This window comes from Ktedonobacter sp. SOSP1-52 (assembly GCF_016587395.1).
The window spans coordinates 2,913,508-2,934,765 of sequence record NZ_BNJH01000001.1 but is presented as its reverse complement, the minus strand read 5'-3'; the positions used below and the strand labels follow the sequence as shown (position 1 = coordinate 2,934,765).

The 21,258-nt window shown below is 54.0% G+C and carries 25 protein-coding genes and 2 pseudogenes; 8 read left to right on the top strand and 19 right to left on the bottom strand.

From position 1 onward, the window contains the following. The first annotated feature begins 174 nt into the window (after positions 1-174). The gene (murF, locus tag JMJ16_RS14120; RefSeq protein ID WP_201382171.1) at positions 175-1,599 is read left to right on the top strand and encodes a UDP-N-acetylmuramoyl-tripeptide--D-alanyl-D-alanine ligase; all 1,425 of its coding nucleotides are present in this window, start codon (positions 175-177) and stop codon (positions 1,597-1,599) included. Positions 1,600-1,864: 265 nt separating this feature from the next. Here the strand turns inward: murF and JMJ16_RS14115 are convergent, their stop codons facing one another. Continuing rightward, on the bottom strand, positions 1,865-2,566 hold the full coding sequence (locus JMJ16_RS14115) for a TetR/AcrR family transcriptional regulator (protein ID WP_201382169.1): 702 nt from the start codon (positions 2,564-2,566) through the stop codon (positions 1,865-1,867). A gap of 78 nt (positions 2,567-2,644) precedes the next feature. Between JMJ16_RS14115 and JMJ16_RS14110 the strand changes: the two genes are divergently transcribed. Together JMJ16_RS14110 and JMJ16_RS14105 are read left to right on the top strand one after the other, a co-directional pair. Next, positions 2,645-3,142 carry a pyridoxamine 5'-phosphate oxidase family protein gene (locus tag JMJ16_RS14110; RefSeq protein WP_201382167.1) on the top strand — a complete coding sequence of 166 codons (498 nt, stop codon included), beginning with the start codon at positions 2,645-2,647 and terminating at the stop codon, positions 3,140-3,142. A 219-nt stretch (positions 3,143-3,361) separates the two neighbouring features. Then, positions 3,362-4,144 (top strand): annotated as a pseudogene (locus JMJ16_RS14105) (ISNCY family transposase); the annotation flags it as partial. 115 nt (positions 4,145-4,259) lie between these two features. On the opposite strand, the gene JMJ16_RS14100 reads toward JMJ16_RS14105, so the two are convergent. The 10 genes from JMJ16_RS14100 to JMJ16_RS14055 all read right to left on the bottom strand — a co-directional run bounded on the left by JMJ16_RS14100 (position 4,260) and on the right by JMJ16_RS14055 (position 11,366). Further along, entirely contained in the window at positions 4,260-4,751 is a 492-nt protein-coding gene (locus JMJ16_RS14100) for a transposase (RefSeq protein ID WP_201382166.1), read from the bottom strand. A gap of 110 nt (positions 4,752-4,861) precedes the next feature. Continuing rightward, positions 4,862-5,371: a helix-turn-helix domain-containing protein gene (locus tag JMJ16_RS14095; protein WP_201382165.1), complete on the bottom strand. Its 510-nt coding sequence runs from the start codon at positions 5,369-5,371 to the stop codon at positions 4,862-4,864. A 26-nt stretch (positions 5,372-5,397) separates the two neighbouring features. Then, on the bottom strand, positions 5,398-5,859 hold the full coding sequence (locus JMJ16_RS14090; protein WP_201382164.1) for a GNAT family N-acetyltransferase: 462 nt from the start codon (positions 5,857-5,859) through the stop codon (positions 5,398-5,400). 36 nt (positions 5,860-5,895) lie between these two features. Further along, positions 5,896-6,288: a hypothetical protein gene (locus tag JMJ16_RS14085; protein WP_201382163.1), complete on the bottom strand. Its 393-nt coding sequence runs from the start codon at positions 6,286-6,288 to the stop codon at positions 5,896-5,898. 259 nt (positions 6,289-6,547) lie between these two features. Beyond that, positions 6,548-7,144, bottom strand: a complete 597-nt coding sequence (locus tag JMJ16_RS14080; protein ID WP_201382162.1) for a hypothetical protein — start codon at positions 7,142-7,144, stop codon at positions 6,548-6,550. After that, positions 7,141-8,316 (bottom strand): hypothetical protein, encoded by a 1,176-nt coding sequence (locus tag JMJ16_RS14075; RefSeq protein ID WP_201382161.1) that lies wholly within the window; start codon positions 8,314-8,316, stop codon positions 7,141-7,143. The genes JMJ16_RS14080 and JMJ16_RS14075 overlap by 4 nt, the downstream gene beginning before the upstream one ends. Before the next feature lie 88 nt (positions 8,317-8,404). Beyond that, positions 8,405-9,301 (bottom strand): ABC transporter ATP-binding protein, encoded by an 897-nt coding sequence (locus JMJ16_RS14070; protein ID WP_201382160.1) that lies wholly within the window; start codon positions 9,299-9,301, stop codon positions 8,405-8,407. A gap of 52 nt (positions 9,302-9,353) precedes the next feature. Next, entirely contained in the window at positions 9,354-10,127 is a 774-nt protein-coding gene (locus tag JMJ16_RS14065; protein ID WP_201382157.1) for a hypothetical protein, read from the bottom strand. A 44-nt stretch (positions 10,128-10,171) separates the two neighbouring features. Then, entirely contained in the window at positions 10,172-10,885 is a 714-nt protein-coding gene (locus tag JMJ16_RS14060) for a hypothetical protein (RefSeq protein WP_201382155.1), read from the bottom strand. 145 nt (positions 10,886-11,030) lie between these two features. Then, positions 11,031-11,366 carry a hypothetical protein gene (locus JMJ16_RS14055; RefSeq protein ID WP_201382153.1) on the bottom strand — a complete coding sequence of 112 codons (336 nt, stop codon included), beginning with the start codon at positions 11,364-11,366 and terminating at the stop codon, positions 11,031-11,033. Between the two features lie 157 nt (positions 11,367-11,523). Here JMJ16_RS14055 and JMJ16_RS14050 point away from each other — a divergent pair, with 157 nt between their 5' ends. From JMJ16_RS14050 to JMJ16_RS14040, 3 genes are all read left to right on the top strand, one after another. Further along, entirely contained in the window at positions 11,524-12,765 is a 1,242-nt protein-coding gene (locus tag JMJ16_RS14050) for a sensor histidine kinase (RefSeq protein ID WP_201382151.1), read from the top strand. Then, positions 12,762-13,451: a response regulator transcription factor gene (locus JMJ16_RS14045; RefSeq protein WP_201382149.1), complete on the top strand. Its 690-nt coding sequence runs from the start codon at positions 12,762-12,764 to the stop codon at positions 13,449-13,451. The genes JMJ16_RS14050 and JMJ16_RS14045 overlap by 4 nt, the downstream gene beginning before the upstream one ends. 202 nt (positions 13,452-13,653) lie before the next feature. Continuing rightward, a complete protein-coding gene (locus JMJ16_RS14040) occupies positions 13,654-14,088 on the top strand; it encodes a hypothetical protein (RefSeq protein ID WP_201382147.1) in 435 nt (144 codons plus the stop codon). 389 nt (positions 14,089-14,477) lie between these two features. Here the strand turns inward: JMJ16_RS14040 and JMJ16_RS14035 are convergent, their stop codons facing one another. From JMJ16_RS14035 to JMJ16_RS14010, 6 genes are all read right to left on the bottom strand, one after another. Next, positions 14,478-14,939, bottom strand: a complete 462-nt coding sequence (locus tag JMJ16_RS14035; protein ID WP_201382145.1) for a hypothetical protein — start codon at positions 14,937-14,939, stop codon at positions 14,478-14,480. 170 nt (positions 14,940-15,109) lie between these two features. After that, positions 15,110-15,604: a hypothetical protein gene (locus tag JMJ16_RS14030; protein ID WP_201382143.1), complete on the bottom strand. Its 495-nt coding sequence runs from the start codon at positions 15,602-15,604 to the stop codon at positions 15,110-15,112. A gap of 4 nt (positions 15,605-15,608) precedes the next feature. Then, on the bottom strand, positions 15,609-16,220 hold the full coding sequence (locus JMJ16_RS14025) for a DUF4279 domain-containing protein (RefSeq protein ID WP_201382141.1): 612 nt from the start codon (positions 16,218-16,220) through the stop codon (positions 15,609-15,611). 34 nt (positions 16,221-16,254) lie between these two features. After that, positions 16,255-16,962 (bottom strand): hypothetical protein, encoded by a 708-nt coding sequence (locus tag JMJ16_RS14020; RefSeq protein WP_201382139.1) that lies wholly within the window; start codon positions 16,960-16,962, stop codon positions 16,255-16,257. Positions 16,963-17,069: 107 nt separating this feature from the next. Further along, entirely contained in the window at positions 17,070-18,068 is a 999-nt protein-coding gene (locus JMJ16_RS14015; protein WP_201382137.1) for a HEAT repeat domain-containing protein, read from the bottom strand. A 31-nt stretch (positions 18,069-18,099) separates the two neighbouring features. Further along, positions 18,100-18,963: an SUMF1/EgtB/PvdO family nonheme iron enzyme gene (locus JMJ16_RS14010; RefSeq protein WP_201382135.1), complete on the bottom strand. Its 864-nt coding sequence runs from the start codon at positions 18,961-18,963 to the stop codon at positions 18,100-18,102. Between the two features lie 149 nt (positions 18,964-19,112). On the opposite strand from JMJ16_RS14010, the gene JMJ16_RS56000 reads away from it, so the two are divergent. Continuing rightward, entirely contained in the window at positions 19,113-19,565 is a 453-nt protein-coding gene (locus JMJ16_RS56000) for a transposase (protein ID WP_255553189.1), read from the top strand. Between the two features lie 17 nt (positions 19,566-19,582). Then, positions 19,583-20,296 (top strand): IS256 family transposase, encoded by a 714-nt coding sequence (locus tag JMJ16_RS14005; protein WP_255553188.1) that lies wholly within the window; start codon positions 19,583-19,585, stop codon positions 20,294-20,296. A gap of 384 nt (positions 20,297-20,680) precedes the next feature. Here the strand turns inward: JMJ16_RS14005 and JMJ16_RS14000 are convergent, their stop codons facing one another. Then, positions 20,681-20,959: a WD40 repeat domain-containing protein gene (locus JMJ16_RS14000; RefSeq protein WP_236601480.1), complete on the bottom strand. Its 279-nt coding sequence runs from the start codon at positions 20,957-20,959 to the stop codon at positions 20,681-20,683. Between the two features lie 12 nt (positions 20,960-20,971). Then, positions 20,972-21,073: pseudogene (locus JMJ16_RS57010) on the bottom strand (hypothetical protein); the annotation flags it as partial. Positions 21,074-21,258: the final 185 nt, after the last annotated feature.

The window sequence follows — 21,258 nt, the reverse complement described above, 5'->3', positions numbered from 1 at the left end:
TTCACATGGGGCCACTCATTATATGGGAGGATTTTCGCTCATTCCGTGGGAGGTTCAGTCTCTTTCACGATGCACCGTCGCGCGGGAAATCCCACGCAATGTGCACATTCTCTCCCACGCAACAAGCAAATTTACATCTCAAACCAGGAGAGATGGAAAGGATATTACTTCTACATGTTCACTCTCAACGACATACTACAAAGCAACACCGATCAGATCCATATCCAGAGTAGCACAACGCCCGATCCCGCTCTGGTCTTCCGCTCGGCCCATCATGACAGCCGCCTGATCACGCCCGGCGACCTCTTTATTGCTCGCAAAGGAACAAACAGCGACGGCCACCACTTCATTCCTGCTGCTGCTCGTGCAGGCGCGCTGGCCGCTCTTTGCAGCACACCAACTAACGACGTGCCTCCCAACTTCCTACAGATCATCGTCCCCGACGTTCTTACTGCCCTTCACGCCACAGCACGCGCACGCACTCAACGTCAGAAAGACACCGTCCGCATAGGTATTACCGGAAGCAATGGTAAAACAAGCACAAAAGATGCGGTGGCCGCTGTGCTCAGCCATAAAGCCCCCACCCTTAAAACCTATGCATCATATAACCACGAGCTTGGCTATCCCATCACGCTCCTGCGCCTGGAGCCACAATACCGCTACGCCGTGCTGGAGATGGGCGCTCAACGGGTCGGCGAGCTAACTTGGCTCTGCAATTCCATCGCCAGCCCCCACTGGTCTATCATTACCACTGTCGGCGCCGCTCACCTTGAATACTTTGGCACCCAGGAACGCGTCGCCATCGGCAAAAGCGAACTGGTGCAGGTTCTCCCCCCTGACGGTTTCGCTATTCTCAACTATGACGATGAACGTGTTCGCGCTATGGCAGCGAAAACGCAAGCGCGCATTCTCTACTATGGCACAGGTGAAGGTGCTACGGTACGTGCCAGCAATATCGGCGGTGATACCCTCTTCGGGCACAGTTTCACGCTGCACTATCACGATCAACAGCGGCCCGTTCAGCTTCGTCTTCCTGGCGAACACGGTGTCACCATCGCCCTCGCTGCGGCAGCAACTGGCTGCGCGGCAGAGATGTCACTGGACGATATTGCCTCGGCCCTGGAAGATCTCTCACCCACACCAGGACGCTGCGAAATCAAGCCCGGCCCCAACAACAGTATCCTCATCGATGATAGCTTTAACGCCAATCGTCAGTCGATTATCGCCAACACCAGCGCTATGCACAATACAAGCCAGGCTCCCAATGGGAAGCGCTGGGCCATTCTGGGCGATATCTTCCAGCTAGGTACCTACGCACGCGCCGAACACTCCACGTGCGGCTCCTCTCTGGCTGGTCGTGTGGACTATCTCATCGCCATCGGTGATCAGGCCCGTTTCTACGTTGAGGGCGCTATCGCCTCGGGTATGCCAGAAAAGAACGCCTACTATTTTAGCGCTGACGTGAACAACAGTGCGGAATTAGAAGCCGCCAAACGTGCCGCCGCCGATCTCCTCAAGCATGAGGTACGACCCGGCGATCTCGTACTCCTTAAAGGATCACGCGGCATGCGGATGGAAACGATGCTTGCAATGCTCTAGTCTAAATAGAGAGAAAGGACCCTGGTCATGTCACAGGAACAGCAACAGGAAAAGAAACAAAAAAACTACGACGGTAATCTTTCCTTGCTGAGCTTTTCTTCCAGAGACACACGCCCATACTTGCTCTGAGGTTCTAGACAATTTAGTTCGTTCCCTCTGGTACCTTCCATGACTCCTCATTGAATACTCAGCATTCCTGAAAGCGAGAGCAGAAAAGGCCCAGTGAGTGGAGTAAAGAGAAGAGAGGACATTTGTTGGATGTCAATTACTCTGTTGGATTCCCAATGCCCACTCCAGAGAGCATCAGATCCACGATCCGTTCGGGCAGTGTTTCATCAAGCGATTCTCTGAGCCCAAAAGCGCGGACATAGAAGGCACCGATAAGCATTTCAAAAAGCAATTGCACATCTGTTTGTGGAGACAACTCTCTCCGTGCAATAGCCCGCTCAAACAAGGGTTGAAGGAGCGCGTGCCGCTGACGCCAATACTCCCTGTGGAAGGAGTGAAGCGAAGGCACGTGCTCTGCAACGATTGCCGTCTGAACAATGGCTTGTCCAACGGAGGATTGAAGAAAGATCCGGAGATGCTGCAAGAACTGGATCAGATCAGAACGAAGTGCTCCTGTGTTAGGAACAGGAATATTTTTGGCTGTCTCGCTGGAGATAGCATCAACGATCAACTGTTCTTTCGTTTTCCACCGTCGATAGAGTGAGGTTTCATGCACACCAGCGCATTGAGCAATCGTAGCAAAGCTGAGTGCTTCATAGCCCTTTTCCTGCAAGAGCTGGATGGTCGCTGCAACGACTGCTGCCCGAACACGAGCACTGCGGCCTCCAGATCGGCGGCGTAGACCAGCAGAGGTGTTGGAGCGAGCAGAAGCAGTGCGTGGATCATGTCTGTCCATAGGGCTAGTATAGCACTCCTGCCCTGTTAAAGCAAGAAACTCTTGCTTTAAGCAGGAAAGCATGCTATCCTTAACGCAGGGGAAATTTGCTTTAAGAAAGAGACGTTCCCTTCACGCAACGCCGAAAAAGGAGAAAAACATATGTCATCTCATTCCCCGATCGTTCATCAATTTTATGAGCCTTTTCAGCTCCCCGATAGAGCCTCGCCAGCGGGTGAAAGTATTGCTCGCCAACTCCATGATGAACCTCTGATCTGGCTCACCACAGTTGATGAGCAAGGGACTCCGCAACCTCTCCCTGTTGCGTTTGTCTGGGATGAAGTGCAATCAACACTCCTCATCTACAGCGCGCCAGAGGGGGAACGTGACCGCCTGGCACATATCCGACGGAACCCAAGGGTGGCTCTCCATTTTGATGGAAGCGGGAAGGATATCATTGTCATCACAGGCGAAGCGTTTGTGAGTCCGGACGATCCTCCCTCCGATCAGCTCCCTGCCTGGGTAGGAAAATACCAGGATTTTTTTACGCGGCTTGGTATGACCCTCCGACAAGCAGCGGCGGGTGCCCCGGTGGCCTTGCGCATTCGCCCCCTGACGCTGAGATATGTCCCAACCCCGACAGGGACAGGACGTCGTTGAGTTGTGTGAGTGGGGATCTGACCTTTTCCCCTGCTGGAGTAGGCCCTTGAGTACATTCATACTCGAGAGGCTCGTCATGAAGGAGAGGAAAGACCATCTTGCCTTTCCAATAGAGAGGAAAGGAGCGATTTGATGGCAAGAAAAGAATATCGCGCTCCTGCGACAACGGAGCAGGTGCTGACCTGCGTGTGTACTCATTGCGGCAGTTGTGGCCATCCGATATCGGTGGCATACCGTACCCAGCGAACCATTACCACGTTGCAGGGGAATTGTCGGCTCACCCTGCGTGTTCGCCGGTGTCACAATCCAGTGTGCGCGTGGTTTCATCGGCCCTATCGGCCAGAAGAGGAGGGAAAATGGGCCTTACCCCACGGCGAGTTCGGTCTGGATGTGATTGCTCTGGTTGGCACTCTGCGCTACGCCGCTCACCGCAGCATTCCTGAAATCCATCAATCGCTTCATGATCGAGGGGTGTCGATCTCCGAACGGACTGTCACTCACTTGCTCCAGCGCTACGAGGAATTGGTGGCACTCCATCTGGGGGAAACGGCTCGTTTACGAGAACGGCTCAAAGAGCAGGGACAGGTCATCCTGGCGCTTGATGGGTTACAACCAGATGTGGGCCACGAGGTCTTGTGGGTACTGCGCGACTGCTGTTCGGGTGAAATCTTGGTGGCATGCAGTTTGTTGAGCGCCACAGAGAAGGACTTGGTGCCACTGTTGAAGGAAGCAGCGAGCCTGTGCCGAGAGCTTTCGGTTCCGATCAAAGGAGTGATCACTGATGGGCAGCGCTCGCTGCGGAATGCGGTAGCGAGCGCACTGCCGGGGATTCCCCACCAGTTGTGCCTCTTCCATTACCTGCGTGAGGCGGCCAAGCCAGTGTATGAAGCTGACAAGCACGCAAAAAAGGAACTGAAAAAGCATCTGCGTGGAGTCCGCCCGATTGAGCGCGCGGTCGAACAACAGCAGGACGAAGAAGCGGAAGCGATTCGTGGTTATTGCCTATATGCTTCCAAGTTGATCATGCGGTATGGGTAAGTGGCAAAGGAGCCTCCTTGGTAGGCGCAAACGGGCTGCCGATATGGCGAAGGACCTCGGCAGGAGTGCGAGCCAGCGTCTAAAAATGCGTTTCCAGGTCGGCGAGCAGAAGGTCGAACGTGCTGCGATGATGATTATGCGAGACCACCCGCCGCGAGACGCGCCAAAGCCATTCAATACGATTGGCGTCAGGATCATAGGCAGGGGTATAAACCAGACGGAGATGCTCTTTGAGTTCAATCAGCATGCTGCGTACGAGCAGGGAACCAGCTGAGGTATGGGTCTTGAGATTGTCTGCAATGACGATGGCCACGCGTCCTCGCTGTTGAGAACGAGCGACAGCGGCACGTATTTGTTGGCAAAAGACATCAGCGGTGCGTCCAGCAGCAACACGGCCATCAAACCAGCCATCACGCCAGTCCAGCAGACCAAAGCCGTACACCTTCCGGTTATCTCCAGGTGCCTCGACCAGGCGTTGGCCGCGTCGTCCTTTGGGAGACCAGACGCGTGTCAGAGTTGGGTGAAACGCCACCTGCATCTCATCTTGGAGATAGAGGTCAGCATGTGGCAAGAGCTTGAGCAGATCTTCCAAGTTGGCGGGAAGCTGATCCCACAGGTCAGCCTCAACCAGATCACGAACGGGTAGAGGTTCAGGTACGCTCGTCCCGGCTAACAGAACCTCTACCCGCAGGCGTTTCCCACGTAATCGGCTTTCTCTTCCGCCTTGCGCCTCAGCGTCCAGGTCGAGCGTTTGCAGACGTAGTCGTGGGTGTGTAAGTACACGCGCACGGTCTCTTCGGTGACGTGAATGCTCGTTTGTTGACCCAGGTATTCAGCCAGCCGCTCGGTGGTCCAGTTCGCGGTTTCCACACCAACCTCATGAGGATCTCCCTCAATGACTCTCAGCAGTTCAGCTTCCCAGGCGACGGTGATCCGCCGCTCTCGACCAGGGGCGGTACGCTTTGGAACGGCATCCAATCCACCAGTCAAAAAGCGCTTGAGCACACGGACGACGGTATCCTGGCTACGCAGGACGGTTTGGGCTATCTGACCGGACGTTTGACCTCGCAAAGAGAGGAACAACATCTGATAGCGGGTGCGTGTTTCCGCATCCGTTGTTTCTTCATAGCGACGGCGTAGTTCGGCCAGGGTCGGTTCCTCCAACGAGGGGAGGATGATGGGGGCAGCCATTTCTTCTTTCTTTCTGTTGAACTCGACTACCAGGCCAACTCCATCTCATCAGAGGTGGTCATAAATCCTGCTTTTTCGTAAATGGGCCTGCCACTTTCCGTGGCATGAAGCCAAAGCCGCCTGATGGATGTTTGTTTCGTAAAACGAAGAATCTCCTGCAGCAATGCAGTTGCGAGCCCCTGACCTCGCCATTGAGGCAGCGTATACATATTCAAGACATAAGCTTCCTCACCTGAGAGATTCCCAGGAGCAGGCGGCCTTTCAAACACCACCAACCCACTGGTGGCAACGATTTGGCGATCACTCTCTGCTACCCAAGCGAGAAACGTTTCTTGAGGCAAAGACTTCGTGAGGTAGACTCGTGTTGCTTCTCTCAGGGCTTCTTCCTGTGTTTGCTGGACTGCTTCTCCGGCTTCCTCAAAAAGAAGGAGACGAAGCCGGACCAGTTGGTCAATATCGTCGCTGATTGCTCGTCGTATCGGTAGCATATTTTCCCTTTCTTCGCATTCTCACTTTGCTTCCTCTCAGTGTATCACACCTCCGCACCCTCTATCTGGAAGCATATAGCTCCCTAGAGAACCGGTCGAGTATTCACGCTGCTTCCTGAATAGGATGAGCGGGCGTTTCTCAACTGGCAGTTCTACCAGCGCCACTCGCTCTGTCTTGCGTCCGTAGGAGAGCAAGCCCCAGCTGGCAGAACGTGCGTTTTTCACCCATCCGGTTTCCATATCAGCCAGGATGTACTGCTGGCCGTTCACTAGCAGGATTGATACCGGCGTGCTGCGCATTTTGCTGGTCTTGCAACCAGGAATGGAGAGAATATGCATGGTGCCGATGGACACCCCCAGGCGATTAAGTAGGATGATCAAGTGGTTGGCCGGTTTAAGCCACCAGGGAAATGAAGTCTTTTGAGACACCAGCACACCGATCCCTCGAGAGGTGCCAGCGATATACGTCAGGTTCTCACAGAGAACCCCTTTGCGAAGAGATGTGATTGCATAGATTTCTGCTTTCTTCTTCTCCAATGGACGACCTGAGTGTTCTGTCGCTTGCCTTTCTCTCGTGGAAACGCTCGTCCACAACTGGCGTCTCCACGAGCGGGCAGCAGCACCCGAGAGAGCCACCGCACACAGAACCGGTTCAACGGCTCCTCTTCTTCCTCTGTGATCGAGCCGGTCAAGCAGACATCTGCACGCTTTGGCTCTTGCGTCTCATCTGTATCAGCAGAAAGACACCGATCCCATACACCGGAATAAAACCAATGAGCCAGCCCAGCCAAATTGGTATGGGTGGCAGGGTCGTTGCCGTGATGGCAACATCGAATGCTTGCTGGCCATCCGGTCCATCGACGACTACGTGGAGCTTCCACGCCCCCTGCACTGTGATCTCAGCGGCTCCCTGGACCCCTCCCGGCACCTGCGGATCGGGGCTGACGCTATCGTTAACAATGGTAGCGACACGATCTCCGTCCATCTGAACTTTCCCCTCCGGCATAAACGTCCCGACAGGAACAGAAGACACCTGGTAGCGAAAGGTTCCATGCACGGGTCCCTGTGGCGCAATTACGAAAGGCAGCGCAAAACCTGCGCGGGCCGGATCGTCGTAAAGGCTGACCGCGAAGCGATACGGGCCGGTCGTAATGTGCTCGACGCGCGCAGGAGTGTTTCCATGCCGAGTCGCAGCCACAGAAGCGCCAATCTCGGCCAGCAAGAAGATCAGCGCGAACACCCCCAACGCAAGCAAGAGCTGCTGCCCTATCCTCCCTGTTTTCATGACTGCTTCCTCCACATCGACTCACCAATGCCTGCTCCCAACAAGTATCCTGCCCATATTCCCAACAAGCCCAGCAGCAATGAAATCACCACAACCAGCGCGACGTTAGAATGTGGCAACTCACGTGCAGTGACCAGAAAGAGCGGATAGAGCAGAGCTGCCAGGCTTACGCCGATTGACGCGACCACGAACGTCACACCGTGTGTCCTTCTGGGTGGCCACTTTGCGCGCTGCGCGACCCAGACGATGATATCCAGGAGCACCGCCGGGATGAGTAATCCATACTGCCATTCGACCGCTATCGAAGGAACAGTAGACGCGAAGCGAAGCAAATGCTGTTGTTCAAGATGCAGATTAAGGGCCATCAGCGGTGGGATAAGCAGGAAGTTTACCAGCCCCAAAAGGAGGTAGACGACCGTCATGCTCGTGGCCGCTGCCCGCCAGGGAAGGACCCGGATGACCAGCATCATCACAAACAGCGCAAACGCGCCGAGCATCAGCGGATACACGGTAAAGATCACGTTGCCCAGAGCAAGATACCCCATTTTGAGAGCATCTGGCAGGAGAAAGGAAAGGTTTCCCAGAAGCGTCGCGCACGCCACAATTACCCCAATGTATCCCAGGCGCTCGGCTCCTTGTGCTCGCAGCTCGGCGGCCATCTGAGCGCTTTCGGCTAACAGATAGATGACTCCCAGACAAGCCACACTCATTCCTCCCAGCACCATGAGATGGAAAGGCGCCCAGATGTCGACATCGACCCCGTAGAGCGTATGCCAGTACTGATCCAGGGGAAAAGCGATCGCGGCAGCAAGCGCTCCATAGCCAACAAGGTACGCGCCCAGCGAACTGGAAAACACCCTGGCAAAGGGAGTGCCCTGCTGCGCCACCGATCTGCTGCGGCGTGCCCATACCGTTTCTATTAGGACAGCTGCCAGAGCCGTGAGGCCCGTGACGGTGATGCTTCCCAGAATAAACAGGTGTGGCATGGTCAGCGTTCGATCGCGCCCGACCGTGATATGCCACTGGATATCCCAGATTACCGCAAAGAGGCCCACCATCGTAGCCAGCAGCATGGTCCAGCCGAGTGCCAGGCGCAATCTCCGTAGTCCCGTAAAGAGAGACTCGTCAGCGTGGAGATTGCTCAACGTGTAACTGCCAATAGACGGTTCCATGATTCTTCTCCTTTCGTGGGAGCCCCAGGAGGCGTGGGAACAGCGCGCACGCTGAGTGCTGTTCCCACGTCCCCTGGCCCTCCCGCAGCTACCACCGCGCTTCTGCCAGAGCCGGAGTGCGCTTCTCGCGCATCAGCCAGACATAGCTATCCTCCAGGCTCGGTTCGACGGGGGCCGCGTTCCCCGGGTGAGCCAGTTCGCCAACCACGCGGTACTGCACAGTCGCCCCCATATTCATGGTAGACACCACCATGACGTCTCCCTCTGGTTGGGGGCCGCCGGTCGTGACCATCCAGACCTTGCCACGCGCTGCATTGGCCAGCTCGATGGTGCTCCCCTGGAAGGTGATGTGGCCCTTGTTCATAATCGCCAGAAAGGGACAGGTCTGGGCAATATCCTCGATGATGTGCGTGGAAAGCAGCACGATGCGGTCCCCTCCCAGGTCCGAGAGCAGATTGCGAAAGCGAATACGCTCCTCTGGATCAAGGCCCACCGTCGGCTCATCGACGATCAGCAGTTTGGGATCATTGAGCAGAGCCTGGGCGATGCCCACGCGCCGCTTCATGCCACCGGAAAAGGTCTTGAGCTTGCGATGAGCGACGTCGGAAAGCGAGACGAGTTCCAGGAGTTCATCAACGCGGCGCTTTCGCGTCTTGCGCTCATCGAGGCCCTTGAGGATGCCGACATAATCGAGAAGTTCGCGCGCGCTCAGATCCGGGTAGACCCCCAGGTCCTGGGGCAGATAGCCCAGAAGACGCTTGATCGCCGTGCGCCCGCGTTCGGACTTGGCGTTGTGTTCTTCCACCTGGATGGTTCCGTTCGTCGGGCGCAGAATACCAGCCAGAATGCGCATCAATGTCGTTTTGCCCGCACCGTTGGGCCCCAACAGGCCAAACATTCCATTGTGGAACACCAGATTCACATCGGTCAGGGCCTGAACATCGCCGCGATAGACTTTATTGAGATGACTGATCGTGATTTGCATCGCTTTTCACTCCTTTTGAAAACGGATCAAGAACCTTGACAAGAAGTTTGTCTTACATCCGGGCCTGTTTCCAGGTGAGAAACTGGGAAAGCGCCACGAGAACCAGAATAGCGAGGCCGAGCAGCGCCATGATACTGACCACACCGTTTATGGCAGGGTATGGTCCAACAACTCCACGATAGGATGAGATGCCAAAGAAGCTCATGCCGATCATGCTGCCGATGGGGGTCAGGACCGTCCCGTTCAACGTGGGCAGGCCGAAGGATGGGCTCAACAAATTGCCCCAGTACCAGTAGCCAAAGAACAAGAACTGGTAGAGCGGGACCCAGATCACCGCGGGACAGGCGAGTGAGAAGGCTGCGACACAGAACATGCCAGGCAGAACAATCACGACATAACAGAGCAGGCCCAGGGGAATCAGCAGGAAGGTGCCAGTCTGCCAGACCGCAACGCCCAGGATCAGCAGATACAGCAGGAAAGCGGGGGTAAGCGTGGCAAACGTCGCTCCCAGATACTTGCTGAGCACACGCATGCGTACTGTGCTGGGCAGCGTGTTCAAGAGCTCTTCCACCCTGGTTCGCCGGTCACGTGGCAGGCGGTTGGCCAGAAAGGTGCCGACGCCCACCGGGGTCAGCCAGTTCGTCAGCAGTGCCAGGAGAGCTGCCAGTTGCAGCGGTGGCAGATGCTCAGCAGTGAGATCCCCCATGTTCGATCGATTGGTCAGAAAAAGCGCGAAACCAAGAAAGACCAGCCAGAGCGTAGGCCGGCGGATCTGCATTAGAAATTCATAATGCAGTGCTCCCCACATGATTTTGAATGAGTTCATAGATATGTATGTTCCTTTCATTTCTCTCGTTATCTCTTCTCCACTTATTCCTCGCCCGATGCCTGCGAGAGCAACCGTTCTGGCTGGCGCAAAAGGAACCAGGCCAGCATGAGCAGGACTGCCGCCGTGCCAAGCAGTTCCAGACGATTCGTGAGCCAGTAACTGGCATCAGGTGAGAAGGTCAGTGGAAACAGGTAGACTGGATGATACAAGGGGTCCTGATCCATCGCCTGATGGAAGATCAGTTCGGCAACGGAGACAACGCAGAGCAGTGTCCCGCTGGCCGAGCGGCTGCGGAGCAGCAGCGAGAGCACCAGGCCGAGAGCGACCAGCCAGAGCGTTGAAGAGAGCCACGTCATCTGCCAGGTCAAAAATTGCCAGGGCTGGCTCCACTGGGCGATCTGTGTGGGCAGACGCCAGAAGTTGAAAACGTAGAGCAGATAACTGGTCAGAAGCGAGACCAGGGCGCTCCAGAGCAAGATGAACAGAAAACGCATGGTTGCGGTGCGGTGGTAGGAGCGTGGCATCGTCAAGTGCAATTCAAGCGCCCGGTCATACGTTGCGATGGTTGCTACCACCACGCCCGCAGCCATTGGCAGCAACACCTCCAGGCTGGCGCCCATCGACTGGGCCACCTTGTCCACATTGCGATTGACCAGCGTCAGGAACAGGGCGAAGCCAATCACCACCAGAAGAGGGGTGAGAAAAACCGGCTTGCCGAGCAAGCGCAGTTCATAGCGCAAACGATCAAACGTCATACGACCTCCATAGAGATGTGAGAATGAGACAAAACAGCTTGCGAACGAGCCAGGTCTGGGCTGTTTCGACCCAAAAGACCAGAGAGAAACCGCTCAGCAAGATCGTTCCCATGAAAAGCGAGGACTGGTCGAACCCAGATCTAGTTCAGGCAACGGCACGCTGACCAGGAGCGAGCGTCTGGTAGGAACAGCCGGGAAGGCTTCGTTCACTGCCACGCAGAACAAAGGTTGAGCCAACAAAGCGCGACATGCCACGGTGGAACCGCTCTGCATGCTTTGACAGTCTCCACGGCCTGGTGATCAGTAATATCAGGATGATGCCGATGCCCACGAGCAAAGGATCAATCTCCATGCAGTTCCGCGTCTCTGGCAGAGTGCCTGCTCCGGTTGTTCTGGTGACCAGGCTCCGTTCCAGTGTAGAGGAGAGGCAGGGGAGCTGTCTTCGTCCATTCGGGACGTTTCCCCTCGTACGTTCGGACACGGTCCGTTTGGACGCTTTCGTCCCATCACCCGACATGCTATACTGGTTGGGCGAAACCGGCAGGACGGTTTGACTCCCTCCAACGGAGAAGGAATGTCACCGCACCGACCCACGTACTGACACACGTATGGCAGAGAAGAAAGGCTCACCTATTTCTATGCAATTACTCCACCACCTCCACGCACATCTGCGGAACCTGCGTCCCTTTCGGTGGCTCTTGCTGCTGTGGATCGGCCTGATCTATGTATGGGGAGTCTTTGGGGAAGGAATTTTGAGCGAACAAACCGTCCCCGGTAGGTTTTTGCTGTTCACGCTCCTGATGCTGCTGCACTGGAGCCTGTATGGAATCAACCGTTCTCGCGCAACCGATTCTGTCTGGTGGCGCGGGTGCTACCTGGCCATTCAGACGCTGCTGATCATCCTCATCAGTGCCGTAGCGTATAATTTCACGGTGACATTCTTCCTCTATCTCACCCTGGTCGGAGAAATAGCCAGCCAGGTTCTCTCGATCCGCATGATCCTGCTAGAAGGGTTCGCCTGCTTGCTCCTCTTCAGCATGAACCTCAATCGGACTTTTGGAGGAAAAGTCGTCCCATTCCTTGCGTCCCGCTCTGTCCCGTTCTCTATAGCATTGGCGTATGCCCTGCCTGTCTTTATCCTCGTAATCGGTTATGCACTCCAGCAGACGCGCGTGCGCGCGCAGACGCAGAGGCTCCTGCACGAACTAGAACAGGCGCATCGGCAACTGGCCGAGGACGCGACCCGCATCGAAGAGCTCACCAGGACTACGGAACGGCAGCGTATGGCCCGCGAACTGCACGACACGCTGGCCCAGGGGCTTGCTGGCCTGCTTCTCCAACTGGAGGCCGTCAAAGCCCATCTGGTAGCCAAGCACGAGGAGCGGGCGCTGGAGATTGTCACCCAGGCGATGGGACGCGCGCGAACCACGCTGGCCACTGCGCGCTCCGCCATTGACGACCTGCGCACTGCGGGTATGCCTTCCACCGACCTACGACAGGCGCTCGAAGAGGAGACACTGCGCTTCACCGAAGCAACCGGCATTCTCTGTACCACACACTTTGCGCCTTTTTCTTCCATACCATTGGCGCTGGGGGAGTCAATTCGACGCAGCGTCGCCGAAGGACTGCTGAACATCGCCCGACACGCTCAGGCGAGCCAGGTCTGGGTCTGCGTGACCGAGCACGAGCAGAAGTTGACCATCGAGGTGCGAGACAATGGGATCGGCTTTGATCCCGAATCCCTTTCGAAGCCTGGTCACTATGGGCTGCTCGGTCTGCGCGAGCGCGCTCGTTTGTTTGGCGGTCAGTTGGTGGTGCAGACGGCACCAGGAGAGGGGACAACCCTGCGTTTCCTTCTGTCAGTGGAAAGGGTCGCATGAACCAGGAGAAAAAACATATCCGCGTCATCATTGCCGATGATCACCTGATCGTGCGCGAAGGATTGCGCTTCATCCTGGAAACCGACCCGGAGATCGAACTGGTGGGCGATGCCTCTGACGGCACCGCAGCAGTGCGCCTCGCCGGGGAGATCCAGCCAGACGTGATTTTGATGGATCTGCGTATGCCGGGACTGGATGGGTTGCAGGCCATTGAGCAAATCCACGCCCATTGGCCGCAGATCGCCCTGGTGATCCTCACGACCTATCACGAGGACTCGTTGATGCTGAGAGGTCTTCAAGCCGGTGCGTGCGGGTATCTACTCAAGGATATCAGCCGGGAAATGCTGTTGGATGCGATTCGCACCGCCGCCCGTGGAGAAACGCTCCTGCAACCGGATGTGTTGTCGCGCTTGCTCGCCCAAACCTTCCAGGTTCAGCCAGCCCCTGACACGCCTTCCAGGAGAGGCGTTCCCTCAATTATCCTCACCGAACGAGAACAGGAGGTGCTGCAAGCGATCGCACGAGGAGAGCGCAGCAAAGAGATCGCTGCTCATCTCGGCATAGCGGAGCGCACGGTAAAGTCCTACCTGTCTGGTATTTACACCAAACTAGAGGTCGATTCGCGTGCAGCAGCCGTGGCCAAAGCCATTGCGAAAGGACTGTTGCTCCCGCACAATGGGTCGTGAGGTGCGCTCTTGCAACAACCCATGGGACAACAACTCATACTCAACCATCCCTCCATTTGACCCTGTTTGACTTGTTTTTCCATGTCCCCATTACTCGACCGGTTCTCTAGGCAGGAGGAGCGACAGATCATAGAGAGACAGCAAGGAGAATGCCATCTCGCGAAGAAGTCTGCGCTCTTCGAGAGGCTGCCACCAGTTCCGTTTGCGTCCATTCCTCGCACGCCTGGGTCTCTTCCGTCTACAAGGGAAATCCAATGGCGTGATCGACGCATTACCAGCTGCTGTTCAACCCATGGCAAGAGCCATTGGGCTACGCTCCCAAGCATATGACTGGATCTTCGGTGAAGCGCAAGCTCTCGAACAGAGTGAAGCACAGATTCGATCGGCAACCGCTTTTCCACCCATTCCACTCATTGTTCTGGCTGCGGCACGGAGGAGTCTGGCCCAACGCCACCATGAAGCACTGCTGGCTCGCGCCTCCAGGCTGAGCTGGCTCACCTTTCCCCGCACGGCTCTCTTCGTGTCATCGAACACAGTGGTCATGCGCATCCAGCTTGATCAACCACAGGTTGTCATTGACGCTCTTCGCGACGTCGTGAATCGGGTGCGAGCCAGCACCTCTTCTCAACAGCACTAGCAACATGAGAGACAAGGCGGTTTGGGCCAACACATACATGGCACCGCCTGTGACCGGTCTGCAGACACTTGCGGGAGACCGCGCGCGTTCCACGGATTCTGGATGTCCCCATGCCCTGCCTGGCGGCTCTCTCCTCTGGCGCTGGCAAACACCCGCTCGATGAGCGAGGACAACACTGCTCACCTATGGGGAACGCGGATGTTCAGCTGATTGGGGCATCGGTTGGATGAATGACGAGTACTTTGACCAACAAATCCAGGGACTGCGCGAATGGGAAAACACGTGAGTAAACTGAAGCTTATCAAACGCATGGGCTACGGCAGAGCTGGGTTTGCTCTGTTGCGGCAGCGCGTCCTTCATGCTTTATGAACCTTGCTGCTCCGTTTGATTTACATCACACGAATATCACGCAGTTGAAAAACGATGTGGTTCTTCACAACACAAAAATCAAGGATAGCGGTAAGGTCGCTCGCATGCCCATTCAGTGGAAGACCAAAGTGGACATCTCCCCCTACATCATCGTCCTCTCCTTCGGGGTCCCATCGAAAGCTGTCAGAATCGGCATCTCGATACCGATGCACATCCTGGCGCAGTGGCATAGACCTCGGGGGATCTACCTTTGCTTGGTCTAACGACGTGACTGTAAATACCTCACCGCTCAAATCAGGGTCGAGAGAACCATAGTTCTGAATCACTGTAGCAATGAACTCTGGGGTCCAGCCTTGAAGACTGTCTTCATGATACAAAAACTCGTAGGCATCTGTATAACGCTCTTCTATGAGCAAGCCCACCCATTCTCGTACGGCGTCTAAGATCTCCTGATCGCTGGCCTCTAGGGGTAATATTTTCACGGTCTTTTCCTACTATCTATTCTGCTGACGAAAGATAAAGACACTTTCCCAACTCACGCTCGATTAAAAGCAGATCAATGTATGACCTTTACGTTAGACTGAAGTAGTTCTGGGCGATAGTTTTCTTCAATTTGTTGGAGAATTTGTCTAGCAGACAAAGAAAGTGAAAACTACACAATGTTGATGTGTGCTCCAGTGATAGAATCCCGGCGCCATTTACGATATTTCCCTTTGCCATAGTGTGACCAGTAACGTTCAGGATCTTTAAGGCTTAGCGTTAGCCAGGTATGCATTCCGCTTTGAAAAGAAGAGATCCATTCTATCTCTTCCCAGGGCAGAAAGCTCTGCTTGAAACGTGGCACAAGGGTGAAGCGTAGCGGAAAATCTACATAGAGGCCCTGGGAATTGATAATGATCACCGGGCATTGTTGGCGTAGCCTCTGGACCATGAGGGCTATAGCCCATACAAAGAATAGTGTGCCAATGAAAAGTATTATTGCAGCCACATACGCGCCAGTGTCAATATGATACTGGTTCCAGAAAGCCCAAGTAACGAACGCATCTAAGCCTAAAATAATTAAACCCATCAATACTATTGCACTTAGAAGCAAGAACACTCGCCAACGATTGAGAGAGACAGCAATGTCATGAGTGTGATGCGGCATATGGTTAGCATCCCTCTAGATCAGGGCCATCTGCGTACAAATCTACATCTACCGAGAGATTCAAGGCAGCTAATCCCTGGATGATATCTGTGTCCAAATGTATTCCTCCCATTTGCTCCTGGTATCCCCAATAGGCTATGTTTATCCCCACATCGCCTAGCGCAGACAGGGCATGGATGTTTGCTGTATAGGGCAATAATACGCTGATAATGGTACGTAATTTGTCTTCCACATCTCCTGTTTCCTTAAGGGAGGGCCGAACTTCGACCCCGTTACGTCTACCCTTTTCCCATGTCCTGGTCGGTTCAAGACCGAGCATTGCAACCAACTCGTCTACTTGGCGCTCTTCCGATTCCGCATAGAAATAGACACGGTTACCTGGAGAGGTCCCCACCCATCTCACAGATATTCGTGGCTCTAAATCAAGATACACGACAAAATAGTAGCGTTCTCCTTCAATAGGGAAATAGACTTCAGCCCTCTTGTCTCCACTCAAGATCACGTCCTCCACACACGGCACCTGCTCGTTGAACACAACCTTATTCACAGCCAACAATTGTTGGGTAAGTGTGAGTGTTGGATGAAGTATTTCAGCAATAGCTGCTTCCCGTATCACTTGTTCGTTCAGATAAAATCTCCTTTTGCATCAATTAAGAAAGGCTTGCCTCAACCCGCCTGGCTGTTTGTACGTCAGAATCGATCTTGATGGTCTGCTCAACATGGTTAAGATACGTCCGCACTCTTGAGAGGGGGTGTTGTGGGAACATGGTATCATAGCGCTCGTCGTCCGCTGGGGTCCGCACAATAGGCCTCTGGCTCCTGGCAGCAAACATCTCCTCAAGAGATTTGACAACTTTTACTTCTCCAGTAGGTTTCGAAGATTTTGGATTCAGTATGAGGGCCACTCCAGCTTCCCGCAATCCCGTCGTTCCCCGCTCACAGCATTGTACTTTTACAACGTAACTGAAGCCTGCAAGCGGGATCATCAACGAACCCAGATAGGTCATACCATGAGGAGGAAGCCCAGCAATGCGAGGATTACGAGCCTTGATAATCATACGCACAGCCTCCGGACCATGAAGTGAGACCAGGTCTATTGAAACGATCGCTCCTTCATCAGGTCTTACTGAATATTGCTCATGATGGGCCTTTATAGCTTCTACATCGTTCATAGCAAAAGGCAGCTTCGTAGGATGGTTAAAGAATTCGATGCTCAGCACATCGCCTGTCGCATCATGTTGCCATATCATCTGTTGAGCAGACTGGCTTAAAGCATTCCAGCCAGTTGTGTCTAAATGTAATGAGGTTATTGACGGCATATCAAGCAGATTCTCCCTCCTAAAAATGCAAAACATCATTGTAAGCCTAGCTTAAATTATATCTCAGCAATTGATGCTTGCTGAGAAGAATACAATCTCTCTCAGCAACAAACATAGCCCAACATTTAAATGTAGACACTCCTGTACTACCTATTCTGCTGACGTTCTTGGATACGTTTAAGAGCATGTGCTGCTTCGACGCTCATTTTGTTCCCTTTGGTGTCAAAATTCGTATCATTTTGTTGAATCCAGCGCAAAGTTGGTAAAGCTCGCTCGTCACCGACCTTGCCCAGAATACGGATAGAAGTGCATCGCACACAGCTATCAGAATCTTTGAGGGTTCCAAGGAGGATATCTTGTACGCGAGCATCTGGCAAGTTTCCCAACGCAAAGATAGCCGCTTCGCGCACTTTGGGATCGTGATCGTCAAGGGCACTGACAACGTAATCAAATATAGATAGTTCACCAAGCTTTCTTAAGGCAAAGAGCGCTCGTACCCGGACAAGCCAATGCTCATCTGAAAGCAAAGCAATCAATGGTTCAATGGCACGTTTGTCACCGAGTGTTGCCAAGGCATCGGCAGCAAAGGTTCGTACCGCATCCTGTTCGTCCTGGAGAGCTTGTACGAGAGGATCAAGTGCTCGCGGATCTCGTAATTTTCCTAGGGTATCAACGACCTCCTGCCGCACATTACTATCCTCATCTTTCAGAGCGAGCAAAAGTGGTTCGAAGGCTGGCTCCCCGATACTCGCTAAAGCTGTTGTAGCATTTTGCCACGCTGTGTACGTTTCCGGATCATCCCAGTCCTGGCGAAACACATTGATGAGTGGTTGGATTGCCCGTGGATTGCGCATGCGCCCAAGACCCTTGATAGCCTCTTGAACAGCATGAACATTCCAATTCGTGAGCAATTCAATAAGTAGATCAATTGCCCGCTCATCTCCAATTCCTGCCAGGGTTCGCACCGCCTCCTGCAAAGAAAAAAATGTAAAGGCATTCTGCCGGATCGCGGCCATAAGCGGCAGAACCGCAGAACTTCCACGCTGAATGAGGATATCAGATGCCTGGCGACGCGTTTTCCATGTACGATTGTTTAAAGCGTCGATTAAGTCCGCAATATCCTGGCCATTATCCATGTAGGACATATTAACCTCCACTGGTACACTGCCTGTTGATTCAAACGAGGGAAAGAGCCCTCCTGAGATAAACCCCATAGCAAACCTCGTGCTCCCAGCGACTATGAAACGCTGAAGCAAGCGTCAGCCAGGCGGCAAACGTTCCTGCTCCTGCATGCAACGCGCTGCCTCCATCGCCTCCGCGCATCACTCCTGGCTCAGCACAAAACTCCCAGTGATAAGGATAACAGGCAATGAGCAAGCAAAAGGCGTTCTCCCGCAGATGCAGATCCCATCCGGCAGCTTTCTGACGCCCAAGAGAGGGGATAGAAAAAGGTGGGGTTGTATTCCCCCAGCGAAAGAGCGAGCGCGAGCCAGCCGCACAAGCGTATTCCCATTCGTCAGAGGTCGGGAAACGAAACCCTTCTCGTGAAATACGTTCAAGGGTTTTCTGTGCAGTGAGAGGAGTTACCGATTTTCGCCAACCTCCCCTGGGCCCTAATGTCTCGTCATAGACAGGAGGTGCAGCCAGAGGAGTGGCCTGTGTCTCCAAAAGAAAAGGCTCGATATGGACATGCCGCAAAGGCGTCATGGTTTGATCCAGGAAGGCATCCAGAGCCCCAGGAAGCATTCCAGTCTTTTGCGTCTCGTTCTCCCAACTTGCTTGTTGCTGCTGATCTGGCACAAAAGACTGCTCCCGATCATATCCCAGCGTGGCCGTACCTCCAGGAGTAAGGGCGAAAAAGCCTTTATGGTAGCTATCGGGAAGACCAGCCCACTCGAAAACGGCGATATGATGCCTCTGATCTCCAAGTGAGCAGGCTTCTATTTTATGGAACCGGAACGAGGCGGGCAAAGCGCTATCCAGGTCACGAGCAATCGCTTCACACTCTGAGAACGAGAAGCGATCCCATTGGTCGAGCATAAGTAAGGTTTTGAAGGATGCACCGATGCCATAACGAATGTTGTGTAAAGGGGAGACCATCGCAGCAAGGAGAGAAAAGGTGATACAACAGGCATAGAAGAATGTTTTTTTACACTGTCCTGCTTTGACAGGACAAGGAGAAAAAGCCTATGCCTGTGCACAAGAAACACCATAACACACCAGAGTCACCAACGACAAGGGTGAGCATTTCCCCAGCAGATGTCCTCAGCCAGGAAAGCTTTCATCAGCATCTACGCGAGCTCATCCGTGGAGCGACCCGCGTGGTGATGGAAGAAATCATGCAAGAAGAACTCAGCCTGTTCTTAGGTGCAGAGTGGGGAGAAAGCACGAGCCAGCGTCGAGGCTATCGCAATGGCTCCTACACCCGCGACCTGGTGACCACAAGCGGTCGCATTGAAGATCTCAACGTCCCGCGAGATCGAGAGGGCCAATTCCATACGCAGGCCTTCGAGCGCTACAGCCGCTACGAGCCTCAGGTGGCAGAAGCCTTAACCGAAATGTTTGTCAGCGGAAGCAGCACCCACAAAATTGGCAAGGTCGCCAATACGCTCCTGGGGGTCGCCCCAGCGCCAGCAGTGTGAGCCGCTTGAATGAGAGCTTGAGTGAACAATTCGAGAGCTGGCGCATCCGTCCTTTGCAAACCCACTATCGCATTGTGTACCTCGATGGCATTCACTTCGGCATCCGCCATGGCTCTGGGTGTGATTCAAGTATCCTGTTGACCATTTTGGGGGTCGACCTGGAGGGCAACAAGGAGATGCTTGCCTTACAGGCCTGCGCTGAAGAAAGCCGCGAAGGCTGGCTAAGCATCTTACAAGACATGCGCAGCCGTGGAGCGATTCAAATCGACCTCTTTGCCACCGATGGGCATGAAGGGCTGCTGGGAGCGCTTAGCGAGCTCTTTACCGCGACCCCACGTCAACGCTGCCTGGTCCATAAGCAACGCAACGTTCTCAGTGCCATTCCTCGTCGAGAGCGCGAGCTGGTGCAAGCCGATCTGGTGGGGATCTGGAAGCCGGAGAAGAAGGAGGATGCTCTGGCCAATCTTGTCGCCTTCAAAGCCAAATATGCTGAGCGCTATCCCCAAGCGGTGCGCAGTTTGTGTGAGGACGAGGAGCACTTACTTACCTTTTATGACTTTCCCGTTGGGATGCACCGGCATATCCAGAGCACCAACGCCATTGAAGGCTTCTTTAGCAATGTGCGCCAGAGAACCGATCAGATTGACGCCTTTACCACCGAAACCAGTTGTGTGCGCCTGGTCTGGGCAGTGATGCAAGATATTCGTTTCCACAAGGTGACGGTGAGCTAGGGCGCAAGGATATCAAACCAATCACGACTCGGTTGCTTGTTGCTGCCGAGCAGGGAGAAGAGGGTCTTTTTGTGTGTGCGCAAGGCTGCTATTGGCGCTTTCTCATGGGTTCATCCAACCAAGAGGGGTTTTCGGGGCCATGTCGCCTGCTCGCTCTGAGGCGATTGCGTCATTGGTTCACTGACTCTTTTCCAGTACACAATATTCGTTATGGCATCGGATGCACCCAGGTTCATGCTTGTTCCCTTCACGAATACCACATCTTCATTTTCTACTCAAATATCGTGGAAGAACGAGATGCAAAGTAAAAATCTCTTCGTGATGAACACTGTAAGAATAACCATTGTTTAAGATAACTATCGTATCAGTGTGTCAACTCCTGGATTAACTCAAGCGATAGATTTCCCGTCCAGTCTCTACATCCCACCAGCGAATCGTCCGTTTTCGATCGCCGATGGAGACAAGCACTCGTCCACTCGGGCTAAAAATAAGGCGAGAGAAACGTCCCTTATGCGCTGGCATAAAACGTATACTTTTTCTTGTTGCAACATCCCAGATACTAATGAAATTGAGGTCTCCTGCTGCAAGCAGCGTTCCATCCGGGCTAAAGGCCGGATGCCAATCCTTCCTCAAAAAGCTGTCCGTCGCTTCTTTCGTCTGCATATCCCATACACGCATTTCCTTATCACTGGGCGCTCCGCCCATCTCACCACACACTAGGAGTCGCCCATCTGGACTAAACGCAAGTCCCTGTACTCTTCCAGCAGAGGGTTCCATTTCCTGTATAAGCTGACCATTTGAGACGAGCCAGAGCCAGACCTCTCCTGCTTCAAAATTCCCTGTCGCAATAAATTGTCCATCTGGGCTAAAAGCGACACTTTTGTAAGGGTATTGTCAACTTGAAGAAGAAGTTGAAGAGCTTTTTGAGAGAAATGGAGAAGAGGAAGAAGGAAGCGGAGGAT